This window comes from Pseudomonas taetrolens (assembly GCF_900475285.1).
GTDB lineage: Bacteria > Pseudomonadota > Gammaproteobacteria > Pseudomonadales > Pseudomonadaceae > Aquipseudomonas > Aquipseudomonas taetrolens.
On sequence record NZ_LS483370.1, the window covers coordinates 3,372,973 to 3,392,291 of the forward strand.

The window sequence follows — 19,319 nt, forward strand, 5'->3', positions numbered from 1 at the left end:
CCCCAGACATTCCCTTTGCGTGCAGCCATTAAGGACTGACGGACATGATCGATTTCAACACCCTCGAACTGCAAACCGATCCACGGGGCTTTGCCACCCTGTGGTTGAGCCGTGAACAAAAGAACAACGCCTTTAACGCCGAGATGATTCGCGAGTTGATCCTCGCCCTGCATGCGGTGCAGGGTGATCCCGACATACGTTTTCTGGTCCTGCGCGGACGCGGCAAGCATTTCAGCGCCGGTGCCGACCTGGCCTGGATGCAGCAATCGGCCGAGCTCGACTACCACACCAACCTCGACGACGCCCGGCACCTGGCCGAACTCATGTACAACCTGGCCAAGCTGAAAATACCTACCCTGGCCGTGGTTCAAGGCGCGGCTTACGGTGGAGCGCTGGGCCTGATCAGCGCCTGCGACATGGCCATCGGAACGCATGACGCACAGTTTTGCTTGTCAGAGGTGCGCATCGGACTGGCGCCTGCCGTCATCAGTCCGTTTGTGGTGCAGGCCATCGGTGAACGCGCCGCGCGGCGCTACGCCCTGACCGCCGAACGCTTCAGTGGCGAACGCGCCCGCGAACTGGGATTGCTGTCAGAAAGCTATGCGGCTGACGCGCTTGAACAACAGGTCGCGCACTGGGTCGACAACCTGTTGCTCAATAGCCCCCACGCCATGCGTGCCTGCAAGGATCTGCTGCGTGAAGTCAGCCACGGCGCACCGACCCCGGCCATTCGCCGCTATTGCGAAAACGCCATCGCCCGGATCAGGGTCAGCCCCGAAGGCCAGGAAGGCTTGCGCGCCTTTCTGCAAAAACGCACACCCAACTGGCAGTCTGCCCCATTGACCCAGGAACCACGCCCATGACGTCCCCCATGCTGACAACGCTGCTGGTGGCCAACCGGGGCGAGATCGCCTGCCGGGTGATGCGCACGGCCAAAGCCCTGGGCCTGACCACGGTTGCCGTCCACAGTGCGACCGACCGGGATGCACGGCATTGCCGCGAAGCCGATATCTGTGTCGACCTGGGCGGCAGCAAGGCCGCTGACAGCTACCTGAAAATCGACAAAATCATCGCCGCTGCCAAAGCCAGCGGCGCTCAGGCGATTCACCCCGGTTATGGTTTTCTGTCAGAGAATGCCGGCTTTGCCCGCGCCATCGAAGCCGCCGGGTTGATCTTCCTCGGCCCCCCGGCCGCGGCCATTGATGCGATGGGCAGCAAGTCTGCGGCCAAAGCCTTGATGGAGGTCGCCGGGGTGCCTTTGGTACCGGGTTACCACGGCGAAGCCCAGGATCTGGAAACCTTTCGCGCTGCCGCCGAACACATCGGCTACCCGGTGTTGCTCAAGGCAACCGCCGGCGGTGGTGGCAAAGGCATGAAAGTGGTCGAGGACGTCAGCCAACTGGCCGACGCACTGGCCTCGGCGCAGCGTGAGGCACTGTCATCCTTTGGCGATGCGCGCATGCTGGTGGAAAAGTACGTACTCAAACCCCGTCATGTCGAGATTCAGGTCTTTGCCGACCAGCACGGTAACTGCCTGTACCTGAACGAGCGCGACTGCTCGATTCAGCGCCGCCATCAAAAAGTCATTGAAGAAGCTCCGGCGCCAGGCCTGAGTGCCGCGCAGCGCCAGGCCATGGGTGAGTCCGCCGTCCGTGCGGCACAGGCCATAGGCTATGTCGGGGCCGGCACCGTTGAGTTTTTGCTCGATGCCCGGGGTGAGTTCTTCTTTATGGAGATGAACACCCGGCTCCAGGTCGAACACCCGGTCACGGAAGCCATCACCGGGCTGGACCTGGTGGACTGGCAAATCCGCGTGGCCCGCGGTGAAGCGTTGCCGCTCACTCAGGCTGAAGTACCGTTACATGGGCACGCGATTGAAGTGCGCCTGTATGCCGAAGACCCGGGCAATGACTTTCTGCCTCAAACCGGACGGCTTGAGGTGTACCGCGAGTCGGCGGCTGGCCCGGGGCGTCGGGTGGACAGCGGGGTTTGCGAGGGCGACGAGGTGTCACCGTTCTACGACCCCATGCTGGGCAAGTTGATCGCCTGGGGCGAAGACCGTGAGCAGGCACGCCTGCGGCTGCTGGCCATGCTTGATGAGTTCGCCATTGGCGGCCTGAAAACCAACCTGAGCTTTTTACGACGCATCCTCGGACACCCGGCCTTCGCCGCGGCAGAACTGGATACCGGATTCATCCCGCGCTACCAGGAACAATTGCTGCCCGCCATTGAGCCTTTGCCCACAGCCTTTTGGACAGCGGCCGCTGAAGCCTTCGATCAAACCCGCCCCCATCAGGTTCGCCACGATGACCCGGCTTCGCCCTGGTCGGCAGGTAACGGGTTTCGCAACGGCTTGCCTGCGCGCACGCTGTTGGCGCTGAATTGCAATGGCGAGCATCGGGTCATCCATCTCAGTGGCCAAACGGCCGTGCTGCAAGATGACCAACTGATCATTGAGCAGGCCGGCATACGCCGCCAGCACCTGGCCGTTCGCCGGGCAGATACGCTCTACCTGCGCTGGGAAGGTGAGCTGCACGGCATACGCACCGATGACCCGATTGCTGCCGCCAACGCCAGCCACTCGGTGCAAGGCGGCCTGACGGCTCCGATGAATGGCAGCATCGTGCGCATACTGGTCGAGGTCGGCCAAACCGTCGAGGCCGGTACCCAGCTGGTGGTGCTCGAAGCGATGAAAATGGAACACAGCTTGCGGGCACCGCACGCGGGTGTGGTCAAAGCGCTGTTTTGCCAGGAAGGCGAGATGGTTAGCGAAGGCACTGCGCTGGTTGAACTGACCGAGTTGCAATAAGCCCCATAAAAAAGCGGCTACCGTCACCGGTAGCCGCTTTTTTGATGCTGGCGGGGCTGCTTAAAACTTGGCGGTTGCCTGTACCACCACCCCGATAATCCGGCACTGATCATCGAACAGCGTCTTGGGATAGGTCGGGTTCAGGGGCTTGAGGTAACGCTGACCGCTTTCTTCGATCAACTGGCGAAAGGTGGCGGCTTCAGACTCGGGCGTACGGGCAATCACCATTTTCCCTGGCCTGGCTTCGATGTCCGGATCGACCAGGATCATCATGCCTTGCGGAATACTGACGCCGACCGGAGCCGTCATGGCATCGCCCGTCACCTGCAGCCAGAACGCCGGCCCCTTGGCGTAATGATCGCTGACTTCGAACACCGTACCCGGTGCATAGCCCGCCTGTGCTTTCTCATTGACTTGACCTGCCGACACCCAGTCACTCACCGGGTAACGGAAGGCTGACGTGATGTCGTAGGTGTATTCATCAGGACCGGCCTCTTCGTTCGCACCACTGCGCTCACGAATGACCAGGGCCACTTCAAGGTGCTCCAGCCCAAGGGCATGCAGCACAGCGTTCATCGTCGGCAGATCAGGCTGACGACGCTTGTTAAGCCAATGCCCGACCCCGCCCTGGGAAGCCCCTACGCGTTCGGCTAGTTTTTCTTGCGTGAGTTTCAACTCGCGCAATTTGGTTCTGACTAAAGCGATCCATTTATCCATCTGCCGAACAATACGGATTGAATTCGGCGCAACAATACACATTATGTATTATTTGACCTATAGATAAAAATACTTAGCGTACTAATCTTGATTTGCTGATTCGATTAACTTCCGAAATGCAGGTAAATCATGACTTCCATAACCCAGATGCCGCTTAAAACCGATCCGGATCCTGAGCTCGACGCGTTGAAGGACAGCGCTGCCACGCAGCGCGCACTCGACTATTATTTGAAACCATCTGTTTCCCAACAGCTCAACGACCAGAAAGTGTTCCTGTTGCGCGAGGGCGTGAGTCAGGAAGAAGCGATGGTGCATGCTTCGGAACTGCTGCGTTGCGTCATCGCCACGGCCCATGGCTCCAGCGAGAGCCTGCAGGGTTCGCACCGCGACCTTGTGCTGGGCATGGTGTACTTCGTCGAGCTGGCCAAGACCTGCGTGGACCGCGTCGTTGATGCCCAGCAACTGCCTGCACGCTGACACGTACAAAAGGCGCTGGCGGACCCGCACAGGGCACCAGCGCTCTTCCCTCAGGCGTTCAGACGCTCCAGAGCAAGACTGTCAGCGATGCGGGTCGTGTTGCAATCTTCTGCCTTGGCTCGCAAAAAGATCTGACGCAGGGTTTCTCCGATCCGCTCAACATGCTCACGCACTTGTTCCGGCGTCCCACCGTTGTACTCGTAGGAAACATCGATAATGCCGCCCGCATTAATCGCGTAATCCGGCGCGTGCAGACACCCCCGGCGCCACAACTCATCGGCATGGGACGCTTTGGCCAGTTGGTTGTTGGCGGCACCGGCGATGACCGGCGCCCGTAACAATTGCAGGGTCTGATCATTGATGATCGCCCCCAGCGCGCACGGTGCGAACACATCCACATCCAGCCCGTAAATATCTTGCGCACTCACCGCATGGGCGCCCAGCTCATCGACCGCACGTCGTACGTTAGCCTCCTGGATATCGTGTACCCACAATTGCGCACCTGCGGCCTTCAGTTGGCGTGCCAGGTCGAATCCCACCTGGCCCAGCCCCTGAATCGCGACCCGCAAACCAGTCAGGTCAGCAGTGCCCAAGCGTTGCAGGACAGCTTCGCGAAGCCCGATAAAAACCCCCAGCGCCGTCGAGGGCGATGGATCGCCACTGCGCAATCCGCCACCCAGTTGTTCACGCGTGCCAGCCCCTACGACATGGCGCGTACGCTGCCCCATCTGCGCCATTTCGGTCACTCCGGTACCCGAATCGGCTGCCGTGATATACCGTCCGCCCATGCTTTCGACAAACCCGCCCATGGCCTGGAACAGCGCTTCGCTCTTGTCCTTGCGCGGATCCGCGATGATCACCGCCTTGCCCCCACCCAACGGCAACCCGGCCAGCGCCGATTTATACGTCATGCCCCGGGACAAGCGCAGCACATCGTTCAAGGCCTGCTGTTCGTCGGCATAGGGCCACATGCGACAGCCTCCCAACGCTGGGCCAAGTCGAGTGTTATGCACCGCGATAATGGCCTTGAGGCCCGTCGCCGGGTCGTGACAAAACTGAACCTGCTCGTGCTGATCGAATTCAGGGTGAGTAAAAATCGGCATTTCATTTCTCTCTTGTTTTAGCCTGCGGGTGGGCCAGACCGAAAAGTCAGTTTCTGACCCGACACACGGATACGCGACCCGTAGCAAAAGAGTGAAGGTTTAACGTGGGATTTTTCTTTCTAAATTGAAGGAAATCTTCTGATAATCTGCATGAAACCACCCAAAAAAATAAGAAAGCAGATCAGTTCATGCAGATCAAATTAAGCGCAATAGACCGCAAGATCCTTCGCTTGCTTCAGCACAATGCTGATCTCTCAGCGGCCGAAGTGGCAGAACATGTGGAGTTGTCGCAGTCGCCCTGCTGGCGACGTATTCACCGACTGCAAGAGGAAGGCCTGATCGAGCGCAAGGTCGCCCTGCTCAATCCGAAAAAACTCGGACTTAACGTGGTGGTGTTCGTCAATGTACGCCTGTCCGGCCATGGGCGGCGCCATTTGACTGAATTCGAAGAAGCCATCACCGATTACCCCGAAGTGATCGAGTGCTACACGATGGCAGGCGACATGGATTACTTGCTGAAGGTCGTGACCCATGACATCGACAGTTATGAACGTTTTTTACGCGATCACTTGCTGCAAAAGCCACACGTCCAGGAAGCGCACTCGAATATCGCCATGAGCGAGGTCAAACGCACCACAGAACTGCTACTGGACTGATAAAGGTCGCGTATACAAGCTCCGGAATAGAGCCTTTAAGCGAGGAATGGGAAATAAATTTCCAAATTGCGCGGGAAAACACTTGATTTGCAAATGATAATGATTATTATTGCATGCAGCTGGTCGCGAGATCAGTCGATAATTCAAGGGACCTTAGGTCGGTCTTTTGAATTACCTCCTCATCAGGCTAATCACGGTTATTTGACCCGGCTCATGGCCGGGTCTTTTTTTTGTGGCCAGTTATCTGGCTCAGCGTGCTTCAGGCTAATGAAGTCGGGTGTGCGGCCGGTTTTTTTCGGTGGCCGCTACAATGCGCAAGATGATAGCAAAAGAACATCGACCAACGAAAGCCTGAAGTCCTGGACTATGGCGGTAATGGCAATTTAGCACTTGAGAATCAGTCGCAAAAACTCTATTCTGGCGCGGCGTCAGGGATGACGCCCCCCCTGCGCTCATCTCACCTCTCCTGCAAACCGTCAAAACCGTATTGGCCTGTCGCCATTGCGATGTACAGTAGTGCCCACATTTATCAGATTCCAGGATTTGGACGATGACCGGGGCGCCCTCTTCACTTCATATCAGCAGTGACTTCGACAGTGGCAATATCAAGGTACTGGACGCCAGCAATCCGCTGCAGGTTCAGTTGGCAATCAAACCTGATACCAAAAGCCCGCACTTTCAGTGGTTCCACTTCAAGGTTGACGGCCTGACACCCGGCCAGACTCACCATTTCCAGTTGTGCAACGCCAGCCAGTCTTCCTACAACAAAGCCTGGGACGGTTACCAGGCCGTCGCGTCTTACGATCACGAAAACTGGTTCCGGGTGCCCACCTCGTTTGACGGCACAGCATTGAACATCAGTCTGGAGGCCAAGCATCCTCAGGTCTGGTTTGCCTACTTCGAACCTTACAGCCGCGCACGCCATGAGCAATTGATCCAGCGTGCCCTCAAATGGGCAGGGTGCGAACTGCTGAGCCTTGGTAAAAGTGTCGAGGGACGCGACATTCCGTTGCTGCGCAAAGGCTCCGGCGCGCCTCACAAGCACAAGATCTGGATCATCGCCCAGCAGCATCCCGGGGAGCACATGGCCGAATGGTTCATGGAGGGCCTCATCGAGCGTCTGGAACAGGGCAGTGATCCGCAAATCCGTAAATTGCTGGACTTCGCCGACCTGTACCTGATCCCGAACATGAACCCGGACGGTGCCTTTCACGGGCATTTACGCACCAATGCCAATGGCCAGGACCTGAACCGCGCCTGGCAAAACACCCGTCAGGAGATCAGTCCTGAAGTGTTTTTTGCGTTGGAGCACATGAACACCTACGGCGTGGATCTGTTTCTGGATATCCATGGCGATGAAGAAATCCCTTACGTGTTTACCGCTGGCTGTGAAGGCAATCCTGGTTACACCCCGCGCCTGGCCGGCCTCGAAGAGCGTTTTCGCACTCACCTCAGCAACCTGACCCGGGACTTCCAGACCGTGCATGGCTACACCCGCGACGAGCCCGGCCAGGCCAACATGACCCTGGCCTGCAACAGTGTGGGCGAACGTTTTGACTGTCTGTCGCTGACCCTTGAGATGCCTTTCAAGGACAACAATGACGCGCCGGATGCACTCACCGGCTGGTCGGGCAAACGCTCGATGCAATTGGCCAAGGACGTGCTGACGACGCTGTCGGCCATGGTTCGCGAGTTGCGCTAACTCACCCGCCGGGCAATCCTGCTGTACCTGAGCCGCGCTACCGCGCGGCTTTTTTTAGCGAATTTACGAGAAGCTGCGCCTGCATATGAACACCCTCGCCCAACTGCGTGCCGGCCAACTGGCAGGTCAAAAACGTCTCGACCTCTGCTGTGACCTGACCGAGTTCCCGGACGAGATTTTTCAGTTGGCCGACTCGCTGGAAATCCTCAACCTGAGCGGCAACCGTTTAAGCCAACTTCCCGAGGACTTGCATCGCCTGACCCGGTTGCGAATCCTGTTTTGCTCGGACAACCAATTCACCGAGTTGCCCGCCTGTCTGGGCCAGTGCCTGGAACTGAGCATGATTGGTTTCAAGGCCAACCAGATCAAATCCGTACCTGGCGCAGCACTGCCGCCGCAGTTGCGCTGGCTGATCCTGACCGATAACTGCATCGAACATTTACCTGTCGAATTGGGCGAGCGACCACGCCTGCAAAAGCTGATGCTGGCCGGTAATCGTCTGCAACAACTGCCCTCCAGCCTGGCCAACTGCGAACGTCTGGAGCTGATCCGGCTCGCCGCCAATCAGCTCAGCGAACTGCCCGAATGGTTAGTGCGCCTGCCACGTCTGAGCTGGCTGGCCTATGCCGCGAACCCACTGTGCAATGACACCCGTGCTCCGGGCGCAGCCGACCACTCGCAGCACATCGATTGGTCACAGCTCGAACTCGGTCAGCGACTGGGCGAAGGTGCCTCTGGGGTGATTTATCAGGCGCAGTGGAGCGTCAGCGGTCAACCGCCCCGGTCAGTGGCGGTCAAACTGTACAAAGGCAGCATCACCAGCGATGGCTCGCCACTCAACGAAATGCACGCCTGCATCGCCGCCGGGGAGCATCCGAACCTGATCCCGGTGCTGGGACGTGTCACAGGGCATCCGCAGAACACCGCGGGCCTGGTCATGGCCCTGATCGCCCCGTCGTTCACCAACCTCGCCGAATTACCCAGCTTCGATAGCTGCAGTCGCGATGTGTATGCGCACAGCCTGCGCTTCAGCGCTGACCACGCCCTGCATATCGCCCGCGGAGTAGCCGCCGCTGCCGGCCACCTCCACGCGCAAGGCATCAGTCATGGCGATGTGTATGGGCACAATATGTTGTTCAACCCAGAGGGCGAATGCCTGCTGGGAGATTTTGGCGCCGCGTGTTTCCACGCCACAGACGACAGCCCGCAAACGCGCGCGTTGCAACGGTTGGAAGTTCGGGCGTTCGGGATCTTGCTGGGGGAGTTGCTGGAGCGAATTGACTCAGGCCTGAGCGATCAATCGCGCACGGTGCTGGAAGATCTGCAGCGGCGCTGCATGCAGCCAGAGGTACTGGCACGCCCCGGATTCACCGAGGTCAACGAAGTGTTGCGCGCCATCCGGTAGGCGCCGGCTCGTCTCGCGCAGGTGTCACTTCTGCGCGAGACAAACTCAAAGCTTGCAGGGCAACGGCTCAGGCCAGTGCCACAAACATTTCCTGCACGTCGTCCTGGTTGTCCAGGGTTTCGAGGAAAGCTTCGACTTCGGCCATTTGTTCGTCGCTCAAGCCACTCACCGGATTTTTCGGCTGGTAGCCCAACTTGGCCGACAGCACAGTGAAGCCTTGTTCCGGCAGGGCTTTTTGTACGGCGTCGAGGTCAGTCGTTTCGGTGATGAACAAGGTCGTACCTTCTTCTTCACCCGGCTCGAAGTCCTGGGCACCGGCTTCGATGGCGGCCATTTCGGGGTCGGCATCGGGGGTATCCGGCTTGGCCTCGATCATGCCTACATGGTTGAAATCCCAGGCAACCGAACCCGAAGCACCCAGTTGGCCCTTGCGGAATGCCACACGAATTTCAGCGACGGTGCGGTTGACGTTATCGGTCAGACACTCAACGATCAGCGGCACCTGGTGCGGGGCAAAACCTTCGTAGGTCACGCGATGGTATTGCACGGCATCGGTACCGATGCCGGCACCCTTGTTGATGGCGCGCTTGATGGTGTCCGCTGGCATCGACGCTTTTTTGGCCTGTTCGTAAACCAGACGCAGGTGCGAGTTCATGTCCGGGTCTGCGCCGTTACGGGCAGCAACCGTCAGCTCCTTGGCCAGTTTGCCGAAAATTTTGCCGCGTGCATTGGCGGCGTCCGCTTTGTGTTTAACCTTCCACTGTGCGCCCATTACTCACTCTCTCAATCGGGTGTGTCGCGGCGGGTAAGCCGTCGAATGGGCGCAAGTTTATACGGCAAAAAGAGCTCAATCGACCAAAAAATCCAATCTACTCTGCCTTAAGCCTTATCAGCCTTGCCCGCCGCGGCTGCAAATTTGGCCAGCCGTACGTCCAAATGCCGGGGCCGGCGCCCATGATCCTCCGCCCGTTCCTTGCGGCGGATGGCGTTACGCACCATCAACGACCCCAGGTAACGAATGGGCTCAGGCGGGAAATACCCCAGAGGCCCGTCGACCAACGGCGAGCGCGTCCAGTCATTGATTTGGCCTTGCACCAGCGATGCCAGGATTTGTCCGCCCATATGGCATGGCCCGACGCCACTCCCCGAATAGCCAAAGCCATAGAACACATTGCCGTAGGGGCTCATCTGCCCAAAGAACGGCAAGCCGGTAACCGATCGATCCGAAGGGCCGTTCCAGGTGGCTTCGACCTCCACCCCGGCAAAGGCAGGAAAAAACTGCTGCAGACTTTTTTGCAGTAACCCTGCATAGGGGGAAGGTCGATCAAATGCTGGCGACATCCGGCCCCCATAAGCAAACGTATTACCGCCCTTCCCGAGCATGATCCGGCCGTCCGGGGTGTTGTGGTAGTAGTGCACGAAAATCCGCGAATCCAGCACCGTGACACCGCTGGTCAGGCCGATTTCCTGCAGCAAGTCCGGGCGCGGCCTGGTGATCAGCATGTCGCTGGAGACAATCGCCACACTGCGCTCGAACTGCGGGAACGCCCGCGCCATCCAGGCGTTCATCCCCAACACCACGCGATCAGCACGAATACTGCCATCAGGTGTTCGAATCAACGCAGGCGTTCCTTCTTCCAGCCCGGTCATCGGAGTGTTCTCATGAATTCGCACGCCCAATTGCAACGCTACCCGACGCAAACCCCGCACCAGCTTACCCGGCTGCACACTGGCCGCTGCTGGAGAAAACCAGCCCTCCAGATGCTGGGCCGAGCCGGCCCGACGCTGCACGTCCTCTACCGCCAGCTTACTGAACGAGTTGATCGACTGACGCTCCAGCGCAGCGATCACGCTATCGGTTGAGCCCACCTGCGCCGCATTGGTCGCGGTATACAGAGTGCCATCCAGTCGATAATCGGCATCGATGGCGTACTTCTCGCAGAACGCGCCGATGGCATAAATGCTCTGCTCCGACGCTTTAACCAGCCGTACCGCCTCCTCGACCCCGAACAGTCGCTCAAGGGTGAAGTACTTGGCCGACCACGACAGCGCGCAGCCGCCATTACGCCCGCTGGCACCTGCCCCACAGATGTCGGCTTCAATCAGCAGCACGTCCAGCTCCGGGTTTTGTTCCTTGAGCATGATCGCCGTCCACAACCCGGTGTAACCGCCTCCCACAATGCAGACTTGGGCACGGGTGTCACCGGTCAACGCTTCGCATGGGACGCCACTGTCTAACGCGAGCGCCTGTTCCAGCCAAAAAGGTCGCATGGGTACTTCTCCCGGTCAGGTACGCAAAGGTTTGATCAACAGCGAGTTGTTGGGCACGAACGGACATTCCTGCTTGTATCCGGCAGGACGACTGTTCCAGTGCGGAATCAGCACCAGCGAAGCGAACAGCGCGCACCCGGCAAAGACGATAAACACCGTGACCGTGTCGAAATACCCCGGCAGCAGCCCTCCAAGAATCGCGCCTACCGAACCACAGCCATTCACAAAACCGGCAGCCGTGGCACCCGCCTTGGCCGTCCCGAAGTCAATGGCCGCAGCTCCGCTGATCATCGAGTCAGGTCCGTAAAGCGTCAGGCCCATGATGAACAACAGCGCCACCACCAGCATCACGCTGCCGGAATGCAGCGCCCCCATAAAGAAGGCCAGCGAGATCGTCAGCGCAAACAGACTCAAAATGCAGGCGGGCATCCGCCGCGCACCGAAAATTTTGTCGGAGGCCAGGCCGATCATGATCGGCCCCAGTAACCCGGCCAGTTCAAACGCCGTCGGAATAATCGCCGCACCGACTTTGCCCACCTGGGGCATCTGCTCAAATACGATCACCGGCCCCCAGAGCAAAATGGCGTAACGCGCCGGCTTCAACATGAAATACGCCAGCCCCAGGGTCAGCACCGTACGATTGCGCATAATCTCGCGCAGCGGAGCCCAGACACTGATGCGCTTTTCGGCAGCACGTTCTTCATCGCTCATTTCAGGTTCGGGTTCGACCGCCGGCAAACCTACGTCTTCGGGTCTGTTGCGCTGAAAAATAAAAAACAGCACGGCAACCAGCCCAACCACCGCGGCGCTGGAAATGAACGCGGCGTGCCAGGAGCCTATGAGGGTGTACGCCCACCAGCCGGCAAAGGGCGAAGCCACCAGTCCGCCAAAGGCGTAGCAGGAACTCCATAACCCCAATACCCGCCCGCGTTGCTGGGCCGGGAAAAAGCTTCCGATGTTCTTGCACAGTCCTGACCAGCCCGTGGATTGCGCCAGGCCTTGAATCAGCATGCACGTAGCGAAAATCGGCAACGTGGCGTAGGTGCCCATCACCAGCGCCGCCAGGGCCGAGATGATCAACCCGCCCAATACCACGACTCTCGGGCCGAAGCGGTCCGCGAGGATGCCCCAGGTGAACTGTCCGACGGCGTAGGCGGCGAGATAGATGGCATCCAGGTTCGCCATCGCCATCTTGTCCATATGGAACGCTGGGTCCTCTCCGATGCCGAGTTTGGCGACCGAAAATGCTTTGCGAGTGAAGTAGAAGGCTGCATAGGCCAGCCAAGTGATGGCAAAAATCTGCACGCGCCAACGCTTGATAGTGGCAATGGAGTTATTCATGTCGGGTATGACCTCAGAAGTGAATGTGCCGGCAGAATCAAAAAAAGAACGCCTGTTTTTTTATTGTGTTGAGCACTTCAATCCGGCCCTCAGACAAGGGCGGGATTAATCAGACAAACCACGACGATCCGTTTTTTATTGGGTTTCAGGATCGCGCAGGGGCAAGTCACGACCCGGCGCTATCGAGGACATAACGCCGGGCTGAGGTCGATAAAAGCAATTACTGACTAATAGGTAAAATCGATTTATCGTATTTCACTAATAAGCTCAGCTTGTGAGAGGTGGTCCGATGTCGGTTTCCCACGCACAGTTAAAAGCGTTTCATGCGGTTGCGGTACATGGCAGTTTCACTCGCGCTGCCGAGCGGTTGTTTTTGAGCCAGCCGGCCATCTCCGATCAAGTCCGAAAACTCGAAGAACGATTTGGCGTGCAACTTTTCCACCGCAACAAGCGCTCGGTACGTCTGACCGATCTGGGTGAGCGGCTGCTGAGTGTGACCCAACGCCTGTTTGTGGTGCAGGCCGAAGCCCATGAGTTGCTGCAGGATTCCCAGGCGTTGCTGACGGGCAGTCTGGTTCTGGCCGTGGACGCTCCCGTTCATGTCTTGCCCCAGATTGCCCGTTTCTGCGAACGCTACCCGGGGATCACCGTCAAAATCGAAACCGGCAACACCGATGAGTCATTGGCACGCCTGTTCAACTACCAGGCTGACCTGGCGTTGTTGGGGCGTGATATCAATGATGAGCGTCTGCTCAGTGTGCCGTTGCGCAGCGACCCGATGCTGGCGTTTGTAGCGCGCACCCACCCCTGGGCCGGCCGCAGCTCCATTTGCCTGGCCGACCTGGATGACACGCCGCTGGTCTTGCGTGAAGTCGGCTCGGTGACTCGGCAAACCCTCGAGGAAGAAATGAACCGTGCAGGTCTGCGCATTCGTGCGGCGATTCAGGTCGAGGGACGCGAAGCCGCACGGGAAGCCGTGGTCGTCGGCATCGGCGTGGGGGTAGTGTCGGCGGCCGAATTCGGCTCGGACTCGCGTGTCTGTGCTTTGCCGATCACCGATTGCAACAGGCGCCTGACTGAAACCCTGGTCTGTCTGCGGGAGCAGGGTTCACGTCGGGTGGTGTCCACCTTTCTCGATATCGTGCGTGAGGACCTCAGGGCGTGTGCTCCGGCGCCAGCGCCATGAAAGCCTTGATCAACCGCAGCTCGGCACGGCGTTCCATGCAGCCGAGCATATGCCGGTTGGCCAGCCCTTCGCCCTTGATCGGTACCGCCCCTACGCGCGGATCATGGCTGACCTCGATAGACGATACGATCCCGACCCCGAGCTGCGCGGCCACGGCCTCGGTGACTGCTTCACGGCTGTCCAGCTCCAGCAGGACACGCGGGTTAACCCCGGCCTTATCGCACGCCTCATCAAAGGTGCGCCGGGTAATGGAAGTGGGTTCACGCAACACCATGATGATTTGATCCAGCTGCGCAATGTCGATCCCTTCCGGTAACGCCAGCCACGGGTGGCTCGCCGGGACCAGAGCGCAGATCCGTGACTCGACGAGAGGCCGCAGGGTCAATCCTTTGCGCGGTTCTATCTCCGTCAGCACCGCCACATCAACGTGCTCCGACAGCAGTGCCGCCAGGGTTTCCTGTGCGTTGCCCAGCCGCAGATTGACCGTAATCCCCGGATAACGTGCCCGCAGGCTCGCCAGCATCGGCATCACCATATGCGGACCATCGGCCGCCACCTCAAGTCGCCCGGTCAATAACTGGCGATTGGCCTCAAGCATGACCTGCGCCTCATCAACCAGACCAAACATGGCACGGGTGATGGCGGCCAGCTTGATGCCCTCTTCTGTCAGCTCAACCCGCCGCGCAGTTCGCCGCAGCAAGGTGATCTGGTAATGCTCCTCAAGGGTCTTGATGTGCCCGGTGACCGCCGGCTGGCTGATAAACAATCGGGCCGCAGCACGGGTAAAGCTGCCTTCACGGGCCACTGCGTCGAACGCACGAAGCTGGAACAAATTCACATGCATAACCCTCACTGATGGCTGGCATAACAACAAACAATTTGATTGATATCAACTCAAACTGCAATTTATGCCGTGTATCCAGTAGCCATCCCAACGCTTGTGAGGAAACCAGAATGAGTACTGCCGCGCCGATCCTGTTGACCCCTGGCCCACTGACCACCTCGGCGCGCACACGCCAGGCCATGATGGTCGACTGGGGCTCGTGGGATGACCGCTTCAACCAACTGACCGCCAGCCTGTGCGAGCAATTGCTGGCCATTATCAATGGCAGCAACAGCCATTACTGCGTGCCGCTGCAAGGCAGCGGCACCTTCGCCGTCGAAGCAGCCATTGGCACCCTGGTGCCACGCGATGGCAAGGTTCTGGTGCTGATCAACGGCGCCTACGGCAAGCGTCTGGCCAAAATCTGCGAGGTGCTGGGACGTCGCTTCAGCACCTTCGAAACGGCCGAAGACGAACCCACTACAGCCAGCGACGTGGATCGCTTGCTGAGCGCGGATCCTGGCATCACCCACGTCGCCCTGATTCACTGCGAAACCAGCACCGGGATTCTTAACCCGCTGCCAGAAATCGCCAACGTCATCGCCCAACATGGCAAGCGCCTGATCATTGACGCCATGAGTTCTTTCGGCGCCCTGCCCATCGACGCGCGGCAAGTCCCCTTCGATGCACTGATCGCAGCCTCCGGCAAATGCCTGGAAGGCGTGCCGGGCATGGGCTTTGTCTTTGCCCGTAAAGAGGCACTGAGCAATGCCGCAGGCAACTGCCATTCTTTGGCGATGGACCTGCATGATCAGCACACTTATATGGTCAAGACCGGGCAATGGCGCTTCACCCCGCCCACCCACGTCGTAGCCGCCCTGCATGAGGCACTGCTGCAATACAACGAAGAAGGCGGTTTGCCGGCTCGCCATCAGCGTTATGCCAACAACTGCCAGGCCTTGCTCGACGGTATGGCCAGCCTGGGCATCCGCAGCTTTCTGCCCGAGGCGATTCAAGCCCCCATTATCGTTACCTTCCATGCCCCCAAAGATCCTCGCTACCAGTTCAAGGATTTCTACGAACGGGTTAAAGCCAAGGGTTTCATCCTGTACCCAGGCAAGTTGACTCAGGTCGAGACCTTCCGGGTCGGCTGTATCGGCCACGTTAACCAGGCCGAAATGCGGGCGGCGGTCAATGCCGTGGCCGAAGTGCTGCAGGAAATGGAAGTGCTGGAAATCTGAACCTCATCGCCTTCGCTCCACCTTTGATTTTTCCGTGCGGCACAGCCCGCTCACACAGGATTTAATGACATGAACTACACCAATCCAAGCAAGCTTCAGGCAGCCATTCTCGACTGGGCTGGCACCGTGGTCGATTTCGGCTCTTTCGCCCCGACCCAGATCTTTGTCGAGGCCTTCGGCGAGTTCGACGTGCAGGTCTCCATCGAAGAAGCCCGAGGCCCGATGGGCATGGGCAAGTGGGATCACATCAGGACGCTGTGCGATCAACCACAAATCACTGAACGCTACAAAAAAGTCTTTGGCCGCGCACCGACCGACGACGACGTGACCGCTATTTATGAGCGTTTCATGCCGCTGCAAATCGAAAAAATCGCCGAGCACTCGGCACTGATTCCCGGCGCGCTGGACACCATCGCCGCCCTGCGCGCTCAAGGCATCAAGATTGGTTCCTGCTCGGGCTACCCGGCACAAGTGATGGCCAAAGTGGTTGAACTGGCTGCCACCAATGGCTACGTCGCCGACCATGTAGTGGCCACCGACGAAGTACCGAACGGCCGTCCCTGGCCAGCCCAGGCACTGGCCAACGTGATCGCGCTGGGTATTGATGATGTAGGCGCCTGCGTGAAGATCGACGACACGGTTCCTGGCATTCTCGAAGGCCGTCGCGCCGGCATGTGGACGGTCGCTCTCGTGTGCTCAGGTAACGCTCTGGGCCTGACCCATGCGCAATACAAGGCACTGGCCCCTGAAACCCTGGCCACGGAACGCAAGCGCATCCACGCCCTGTTCGAAGGTTCGCGCCCACATTACTTGATCGACACCATCAGCGACCTGCCGGAGGTCATTGCTGACATTAACAAGCGTCTGGCCCAGGGCGAGATGCCGCAAAGCAGCTGAGTACGCTGACAAAAAACGCGGCAGCCCTGACTCAGGCCTGCCGCGTTTTTTATGGCTCTGAGCTATCAGGCCTTGTGATGTTGTTCGACCCAGCGGGCAAACTCATCGATGAATTTCTGCAGAAACGGACGCGTTTTTTCAGACAGTTTCCCCGAGGCATCAAATGCATCCCCCGCACCGCCCAAATAGGCTTCTGGCTGCTGCATGCAGGGTACATTGAGGAAAACCAGCGACTGGCGCAAATGATGGTTAGCCCCAAATCCGCCGATGGCCCCCGGTGAGACACTGATTACTGCGCCCGGCTTGGCGTTGAAGACACTTTGCCCATAAGGGCGCGACCCCACATCGATGGCATTCTTCAACACACCCGGCACCGAGCGGTTGTATTCGGGTGTCACAAACAGTACGGCATCCGCCGGGCGTATTTGATCGCGAAAAGCGGTGTAGGACGCAGGTGCCGGCGTAACGTCGATGTCTTCGTTATAAAGTGCCAGATCCCCTATTTCGACAATTTTCAGCTTCAGACTGGCCGGGGCCAGTTCCGCCAAGGCAAGGGCCACTTTTCGGTTGAGGGAATCCTTTCTCAAACTGCCGACCAATACTGCAACATCGAAGACCTTGCTCATGGAAAACCCCAAGTCTGTGACTGAAAGAAGATTAGTTATAGATGATTGGAAGCCTTTCTTGCACCCCAGTTCACCCTATCAGCCTGCAAGCCTGTAAAGTAGCCGGACTATTTTTTTCACATTGCTAAACTTCCCCTACTGAACAACGGTCTACAGAACCGAAAATTGGGTGTTTATCTCCAGAGGTTCTCTACAAATGTCGGCAGTTCTCGTTGGGCAATTTCATGCAAGGGATGCGGAAGGCCGCGTCTATTCCGTGCATGAGTTTCAAAATTCCACCCCAGGAGTAGACGGTCAGCCTGTCGTCACTTACAAATTGGCGATCGGCGACCGTGTTGCCAGGATCAGTGGCAATCAGTTCCAGTTGGTGCAATCGGGCGTCGAACTGATTCGTGAACCGGAATTCCCTGTGACCGAGGCGCCTGTCGCTCCTGTCGTACAGGCTTAATTGCCCGGCATATCGCTGAAGTCATGGGATAAGACTTGGATCAGGCTTCTCAACACTGAAACCTCATCTGCTGCACATGGACTTCAAGCATGCGTTTACGCCATATCGAAGTAATTCAGGCTATTTTGCAAACAGGTAACCTCGGCCATGCGGCCGAGTTGCTGCAGCTGCCTGCGAGCACCCTCAGCGCCACGCTGCAGGAGGCAGAACAACAACTTGGCTTCATGTTGTTCGCCAGCGTTCGCGGGCGGCTGCAGGCCTCGCGTGAAACCCTTCTGCTGCAACCCCGCATCGACCAGTTGTACCTGGAGCTCGAGCCGCTGAAACGGCTTGGCGATTCGTTGCGCCAACATCAGGAGCCGGCATTACGCGTGGTCTGTAGCGAAACACTGGCTCAACCCTTGCTGCCCCACTGTATCGCTGCACTCAGACGCCGCTTCCCCGATACGCCGACCACGCTGAGCAGCCAGCCCTGCACGGAAATCGCGAGACGTTTGTTGATGGACGAGTGCGACATTGGCCTCAGCCTGCACCCCTCCACGCAGTCAGGTATCGATTGCCTGAAGCTGACCCAGGGCAAGGTACAGTTTCTGGCCCCGCACGGCTGGCTCTCCCCCCGGCAAAAATACATAGCGCTGCAGGATCTTGCCGGACAAGCGATGATTGGCCTGGAACAGCACGACCCCCTGAGCCGCATGCTGGACAGCAAAGTACAAGCCTTGCATCCGGTGCCGGTAATACAGATTCAGGTGCAGAACTATCAGATGATGCGCAGCATGGTGGAAGCCGGTGAAGGGCTGGCGCTGGTCGATCCGTTTACGGCGGTGGGGGCCAAAAACAGCGGGCTGGATGTATGCCCGTTATCCCCGGCCATCCCTGTGACCCTGTATGCCTTGACGCGCAAGGGTTGCGAATCCGGACTCGCGTTGAATGCCTTGCTGGATATCGTGCGCCAGAAAGCTGAGAGTATGCTCGCTGACCAGGGAGTGGTGGCGCTGTAAAAACGCTGCACTGGCCTCCGGCTGCAAAGGCCGGTGTTGCAGGTCAGTCGCGGCTCTCGAACAACAAATACCAGAAAATGGCCACTTCAGCAGTCTGCGGGTCAATACCGCGATAACGCAGATAATCCACCCCACCCACCTGATACCCGCACCGCTCATACAAACGGCAGGCGCCCAGGTTGTTATTTTGGGTTTCGAGCACGATGCCCGGCAGGTTTTTTTTGTGACTCCAGAACCTGACGACATCCAGCAACGATCGGGCTACACCATGACGACGGGCCGGAGCGGCCACAGCCAGTTCATCAACATGGGCATAACCGTTCCAGTTGGTGCTGACCACCACGTGACCGACAGGCTGATTATCAAGATAAGCCATGAAGATCGCACTATCGGGTGCACCTCGATAGCTCGCAAACTCATCAGGATCGATGCCGTAGCACTTGCGATAAGGGGTGATCATATCCAATGGCCACTGCTCGACCTTTTTGTGACGGTCGACGCGGGCATAGGCACGCACTTCAAAGCTGAAGTCGTTGCCCCAGATATAGGGTGCGAAACCTTCATCGGCCAAACGTACCGAAACTTCAGGGTCCTTGGGGGTCATAACCAGATGCAT

General features: G+C 58.5%; 19 protein-coding genes. 11 read left to right on the forward strand and 8 right to left on the reverse strand.

The genetic code is table 11. The features are described from left to right. Positions 1-44: 44 nt before the first annotated feature. On the forward strand, positions 45-863 hold the full coding sequence (locus DQN55_RS15530; RefSeq protein WP_048379441.1) for a gamma-carboxygeranoyl-CoA hydratase: 819 nt from the start codon (positions 45-47) through the stop codon (positions 861-863). Next, positions 860-2,809, forward strand: a complete 1,950-nt coding sequence (locus DQN55_RS15535; protein WP_048379439.1) for an acetyl/propionyl/methylcrotonyl-CoA carboxylase subunit alpha — start codon at positions 860-862, stop codon at positions 2,807-2,809. Before DQN55_RS15530 ends, DQN55_RS15535 begins: the two co-directional genes overlap by 4 nt. A gap of 60 nt (positions 2,810-2,869) precedes the next feature. Here the strand turns inward: DQN55_RS15535 and DQN55_RS15540 are convergent, their stop codons facing one another. Next, a complete protein-coding gene (locus DQN55_RS15540) occupies positions 2,870-3,526 on the reverse strand; it encodes a LexA family protein (RefSeq protein ID WP_048379437.1) in 657 nt (218 codons plus the stop codon). A 129-nt stretch (positions 3,527-3,655) separates the two neighbouring features. On the opposite strand from DQN55_RS15540, the gene DQN55_RS15545 reads away from it, so the two are divergent. Further along, entirely contained in the window at positions 3,656-4,003 is a 348-nt protein-coding gene (locus tag DQN55_RS15545) for a DUF6124 family protein (protein WP_048379435.1), read from the forward strand. A gap of 50 nt (positions 4,004-4,053) precedes the next feature. On the opposite strand, the gene DQN55_RS15550 is transcribed toward DQN55_RS15545, so the two are convergent. After that, the gene (locus DQN55_RS15550; protein ID WP_048379434.1) at positions 4,054-5,106 is read right to left on the reverse strand and encodes a Glu/Leu/Phe/Val dehydrogenase dimerization domain-containing protein; all 1,053 of its coding nucleotides are present in this window, start codon (positions 5,104-5,106) and stop codon (positions 4,054-4,056) included. Positions 5,107-5,294: 188 nt separating this feature from the next. On the opposite strand from DQN55_RS15550, the gene DQN55_RS15555 reads away from it, so the two are divergent. The 3 genes from DQN55_RS15555 to DQN55_RS15565 all read left to right on the forward strand — a co-directional run bounded on the left by DQN55_RS15555 (position 5,295) and on the right by DQN55_RS15565 (position 8,869). Beyond that, positions 5,295-5,762: an Lrp/AsnC family transcriptional regulator gene (locus tag DQN55_RS15555; protein ID WP_016782348.1), complete on the forward strand. Its 468-nt coding sequence runs from the start codon at positions 5,295-5,297 to the stop codon at positions 5,760-5,762. A gap of 550 nt (positions 5,763-6,312) precedes the next feature. After that, positions 6,313-7,464 (forward strand): M14 family metallopeptidase, encoded by a 1,152-nt coding sequence (locus DQN55_RS15560; protein WP_048379431.1) that lies wholly within the window; start codon positions 6,313-6,315, stop codon positions 7,462-7,464. An 85-nt stretch (positions 7,465-7,549) separates the two neighbouring features. Further along, positions 7,550-8,869: a leucine-rich repeat-containing protein kinase family protein gene (locus DQN55_RS15565; RefSeq protein ID WP_048379429.1), complete on the forward strand. Its 1,320-nt coding sequence runs from the start codon at positions 7,550-7,552 to the stop codon at positions 8,867-8,869. 67 nt (positions 8,870-8,936) lie between these two features. On the opposite strand, the gene DQN55_RS15570 is transcribed toward DQN55_RS15565, so the two are convergent. From DQN55_RS15570 to DQN55_RS15580, 3 genes are all read right to left on the reverse strand, one after another. Beyond that, entirely contained in the window at positions 8,937-9,641 is a 705-nt protein-coding gene (locus DQN55_RS15570; RefSeq protein ID WP_048379427.1) for a YebC/PmpR family DNA-binding transcriptional regulator, read from the reverse strand. 107 nt (positions 9,642-9,748) lie between these two features. Then, on the reverse strand, positions 9,749-11,140 hold the full coding sequence (locus DQN55_RS15575) for an FAD-dependent oxidoreductase (RefSeq protein ID WP_048379425.1): 1,392 nt from the start codon (positions 11,138-11,140) through the stop codon (positions 9,749-9,751). 15 nt (positions 11,141-11,155) lie between these two features. After that, positions 11,156-12,481, reverse strand: a complete 1,326-nt coding sequence (locus DQN55_RS15580) for an MFS transporter (protein WP_048379423.1) — start codon at positions 12,479-12,481, stop codon at positions 11,156-11,158. 289 nt (positions 12,482-12,770) lie between these two features. Between DQN55_RS15580 and DQN55_RS15585 the strand changes: the two genes are divergently transcribed. After that, positions 12,771-13,667, forward strand: a complete 897-nt coding sequence (locus tag DQN55_RS15585; protein WP_048379421.1) for a LysR substrate-binding domain-containing protein — start codon at positions 12,771-12,773, stop codon at positions 13,665-13,667. Here the strand turns inward: DQN55_RS15585 and DQN55_RS15590 are convergent. Further along, the gene (locus DQN55_RS15590; RefSeq protein WP_048379580.1) at positions 13,636-14,505 is read right to left on the reverse strand and encodes a LysR substrate-binding domain-containing protein; all 870 of its coding nucleotides are present in this window, start codon (positions 14,503-14,505) and stop codon (positions 13,636-13,638) included. The genes DQN55_RS15585 and DQN55_RS15590 overlap by 32 nt on opposite strands. Before the next feature lie 116 nt (positions 14,506-14,621). Between DQN55_RS15590 and DQN55_RS15595 the strand changes: the two genes are divergently transcribed. Continuing rightward, on the forward strand, positions 14,622-15,731 hold the full coding sequence (locus tag DQN55_RS15595; RefSeq protein WP_048379417.1) for a 2-aminoethylphosphonate--pyruvate transaminase: 1,110 nt from the start codon (positions 14,622-14,624) through the stop codon (positions 15,729-15,731). Positions 15,732-15,800: 69 nt separating this feature from the next. Further along, positions 15,801-16,628 carry a phosphonoacetaldehyde hydrolase gene (gene phnX / locus DQN55_RS15600; protein ID WP_048379415.1) on the forward strand — a complete coding sequence of 276 codons (828 nt, stop codon included), beginning with the start codon at positions 15,801-15,803 and terminating at the stop codon, positions 16,626-16,628. Positions 16,629-16,693: 65 nt separating this feature from the next. On the opposite strand, the gene DQN55_RS15605 is transcribed toward phnX, so the two are convergent. Then, positions 16,694-17,254: an NADPH-dependent FMN reductase gene (locus DQN55_RS15605; protein ID WP_048379413.1), complete on the reverse strand. Its 561-nt coding sequence runs from the start codon at positions 17,252-17,254 to the stop codon at positions 16,694-16,696. A gap of 196 nt (positions 17,255-17,450) precedes the next feature. On the opposite strand from DQN55_RS15605, the gene DQN55_RS15610 reads away from it, so the two are divergent. Both DQN55_RS15610 and DQN55_RS15615 read left to right on the forward strand, forming a co-directional pair. Next, positions 17,451-17,702 (forward strand): hypothetical protein, encoded by a 252-nt coding sequence (locus tag DQN55_RS15610; protein ID WP_048379411.1) that lies wholly within the window; start codon positions 17,451-17,453, stop codon positions 17,700-17,702. A gap of 89 nt (positions 17,703-17,791) precedes the next feature. Further along, positions 17,792-18,703 carry a LysR substrate-binding domain-containing protein gene (locus DQN55_RS15615; RefSeq protein ID WP_048379409.1) on the forward strand — a complete coding sequence of 304 codons (912 nt, stop codon included), beginning with the start codon at positions 17,792-17,794 and terminating at the stop codon, positions 18,701-18,703. Positions 18,704-18,746: 43 nt separating this feature from the next. On the opposite strand, the gene DQN55_RS15620 is transcribed toward DQN55_RS15615, so the two are convergent. Beyond that, a complete protein-coding gene (locus DQN55_RS15620) occupies positions 18,747-19,319 on the reverse strand; it encodes a GNAT family N-acetyltransferase (protein ID WP_048379407.1) in 573 nt (190 codons plus the stop codon).

Coding starts and splice junctions, on each gene's coding strand:
- DQN55_RS15530 (WP_048379441.1), top strand. CDS start 45: ATGATCGATTTCAACACCCTCGAACTGCAAACCGATCCACGGGGCTTT.
- phnX (WP_048379415.1), top strand. CDS start 15,801: ATGAACTACACCAATCCAAGCAAGCTTCAGGCAGCCATTCTCGACTGG.
- DQN55_RS15610 (WP_048379411.1), top strand. CDS start 17,451: ATGTCGGCAGTTCTCGTTGGGCAATTTCATGCAAGGGATGCGGAAGGC.
- DQN55_RS15545 (WP_048379435.1), top strand. CDS start 3,656: ATGACTTCCATAACCCAGATGCCGCTTAAAACCGATCCGGATCCTGAG.
- DQN55_RS15595 (WP_048379417.1), top strand. CDS start 14,622: ATGAGTACTGCCGCGCCGATCCTGTTGACCCCTGGCCCACTGACCACC.
- DQN55_RS15570 (WP_048379427.1), bottom strand. CDS start 9,641: ATGGGCGCACAGTGGAAGGTTAAACACAAAGCGGACGCCGCCAATGCA.
- DQN55_RS15575 (WP_048379425.1), bottom strand. CDS start 11,140: ATGCGACCTTTTTGGCTGGAACAGGCGCTCGCGTTAGACAGTGGCGTC.
- DQN55_RS15580 (WP_048379423.1), bottom strand. CDS start 12,481: ATGAATAACTCCATTGCCACTATCAAGCGTTGGCGCGTGCAGATTTTT.
- DQN55_RS15565 (WP_048379429.1), top strand. CDS start 7,550: ATGAACACCCTCGCCCAACTGCGTGCCGGCCAACTGGCAGGTCAAAAA.
- DQN55_RS15535 (WP_048379439.1), top strand. CDS start 860: ATGACGTCCCCCATGCTGACAACGCTGCTGGTGGCCAACCGGGGCGAG.
- DQN55_RS15555 (WP_016782348.1), top strand. CDS start 5,295: ATGCAGATCAAATTAAGCGCAATAGACCGCAAGATCCTTCGCTTGCTT.
- DQN55_RS15560 (WP_048379431.1), top strand. CDS start 6,313: ATGACCGGGGCGCCCTCTTCACTTCATATCAGCAGTGACTTCGACAGT.
- DQN55_RS15620 (WP_048379407.1), bottom strand. CDS start 19,319: ATGCATCTGGTTATGACCCCCAAGGACCCTGAAGTTTCGGTACGTTTG.
- DQN55_RS15605 (WP_048379413.1), bottom strand. CDS start 17,254: ATGAGCAAGGTCTTCGATGTTGCAGTATTGGTCGGCAGTTTGAGAAAG.
- DQN55_RS15585 (WP_048379421.1), top strand. CDS start 12,771: ATGTCGGTTTCCCACGCACAGTTAAAAGCGTTTCATGCGGTTGCGGTA.
- DQN55_RS15550 (WP_048379434.1), bottom strand. CDS start 5,106: ATGCCGATTTTTACTCACCCTGAATTCGATCAGCACGAGCAGGTTCAG.
- DQN55_RS15540 (WP_048379437.1), bottom strand. CDS start 3,526: ATGGATAAATGGATCGCTTTAGTCAGAACCAAATTGCGCGAGTTGAAA.
- DQN55_RS15615 (WP_048379409.1), top strand. CDS start 17,792: ATGCGTTTACGCCATATCGAAGTAATTCAGGCTATTTTGCAAACAGGT.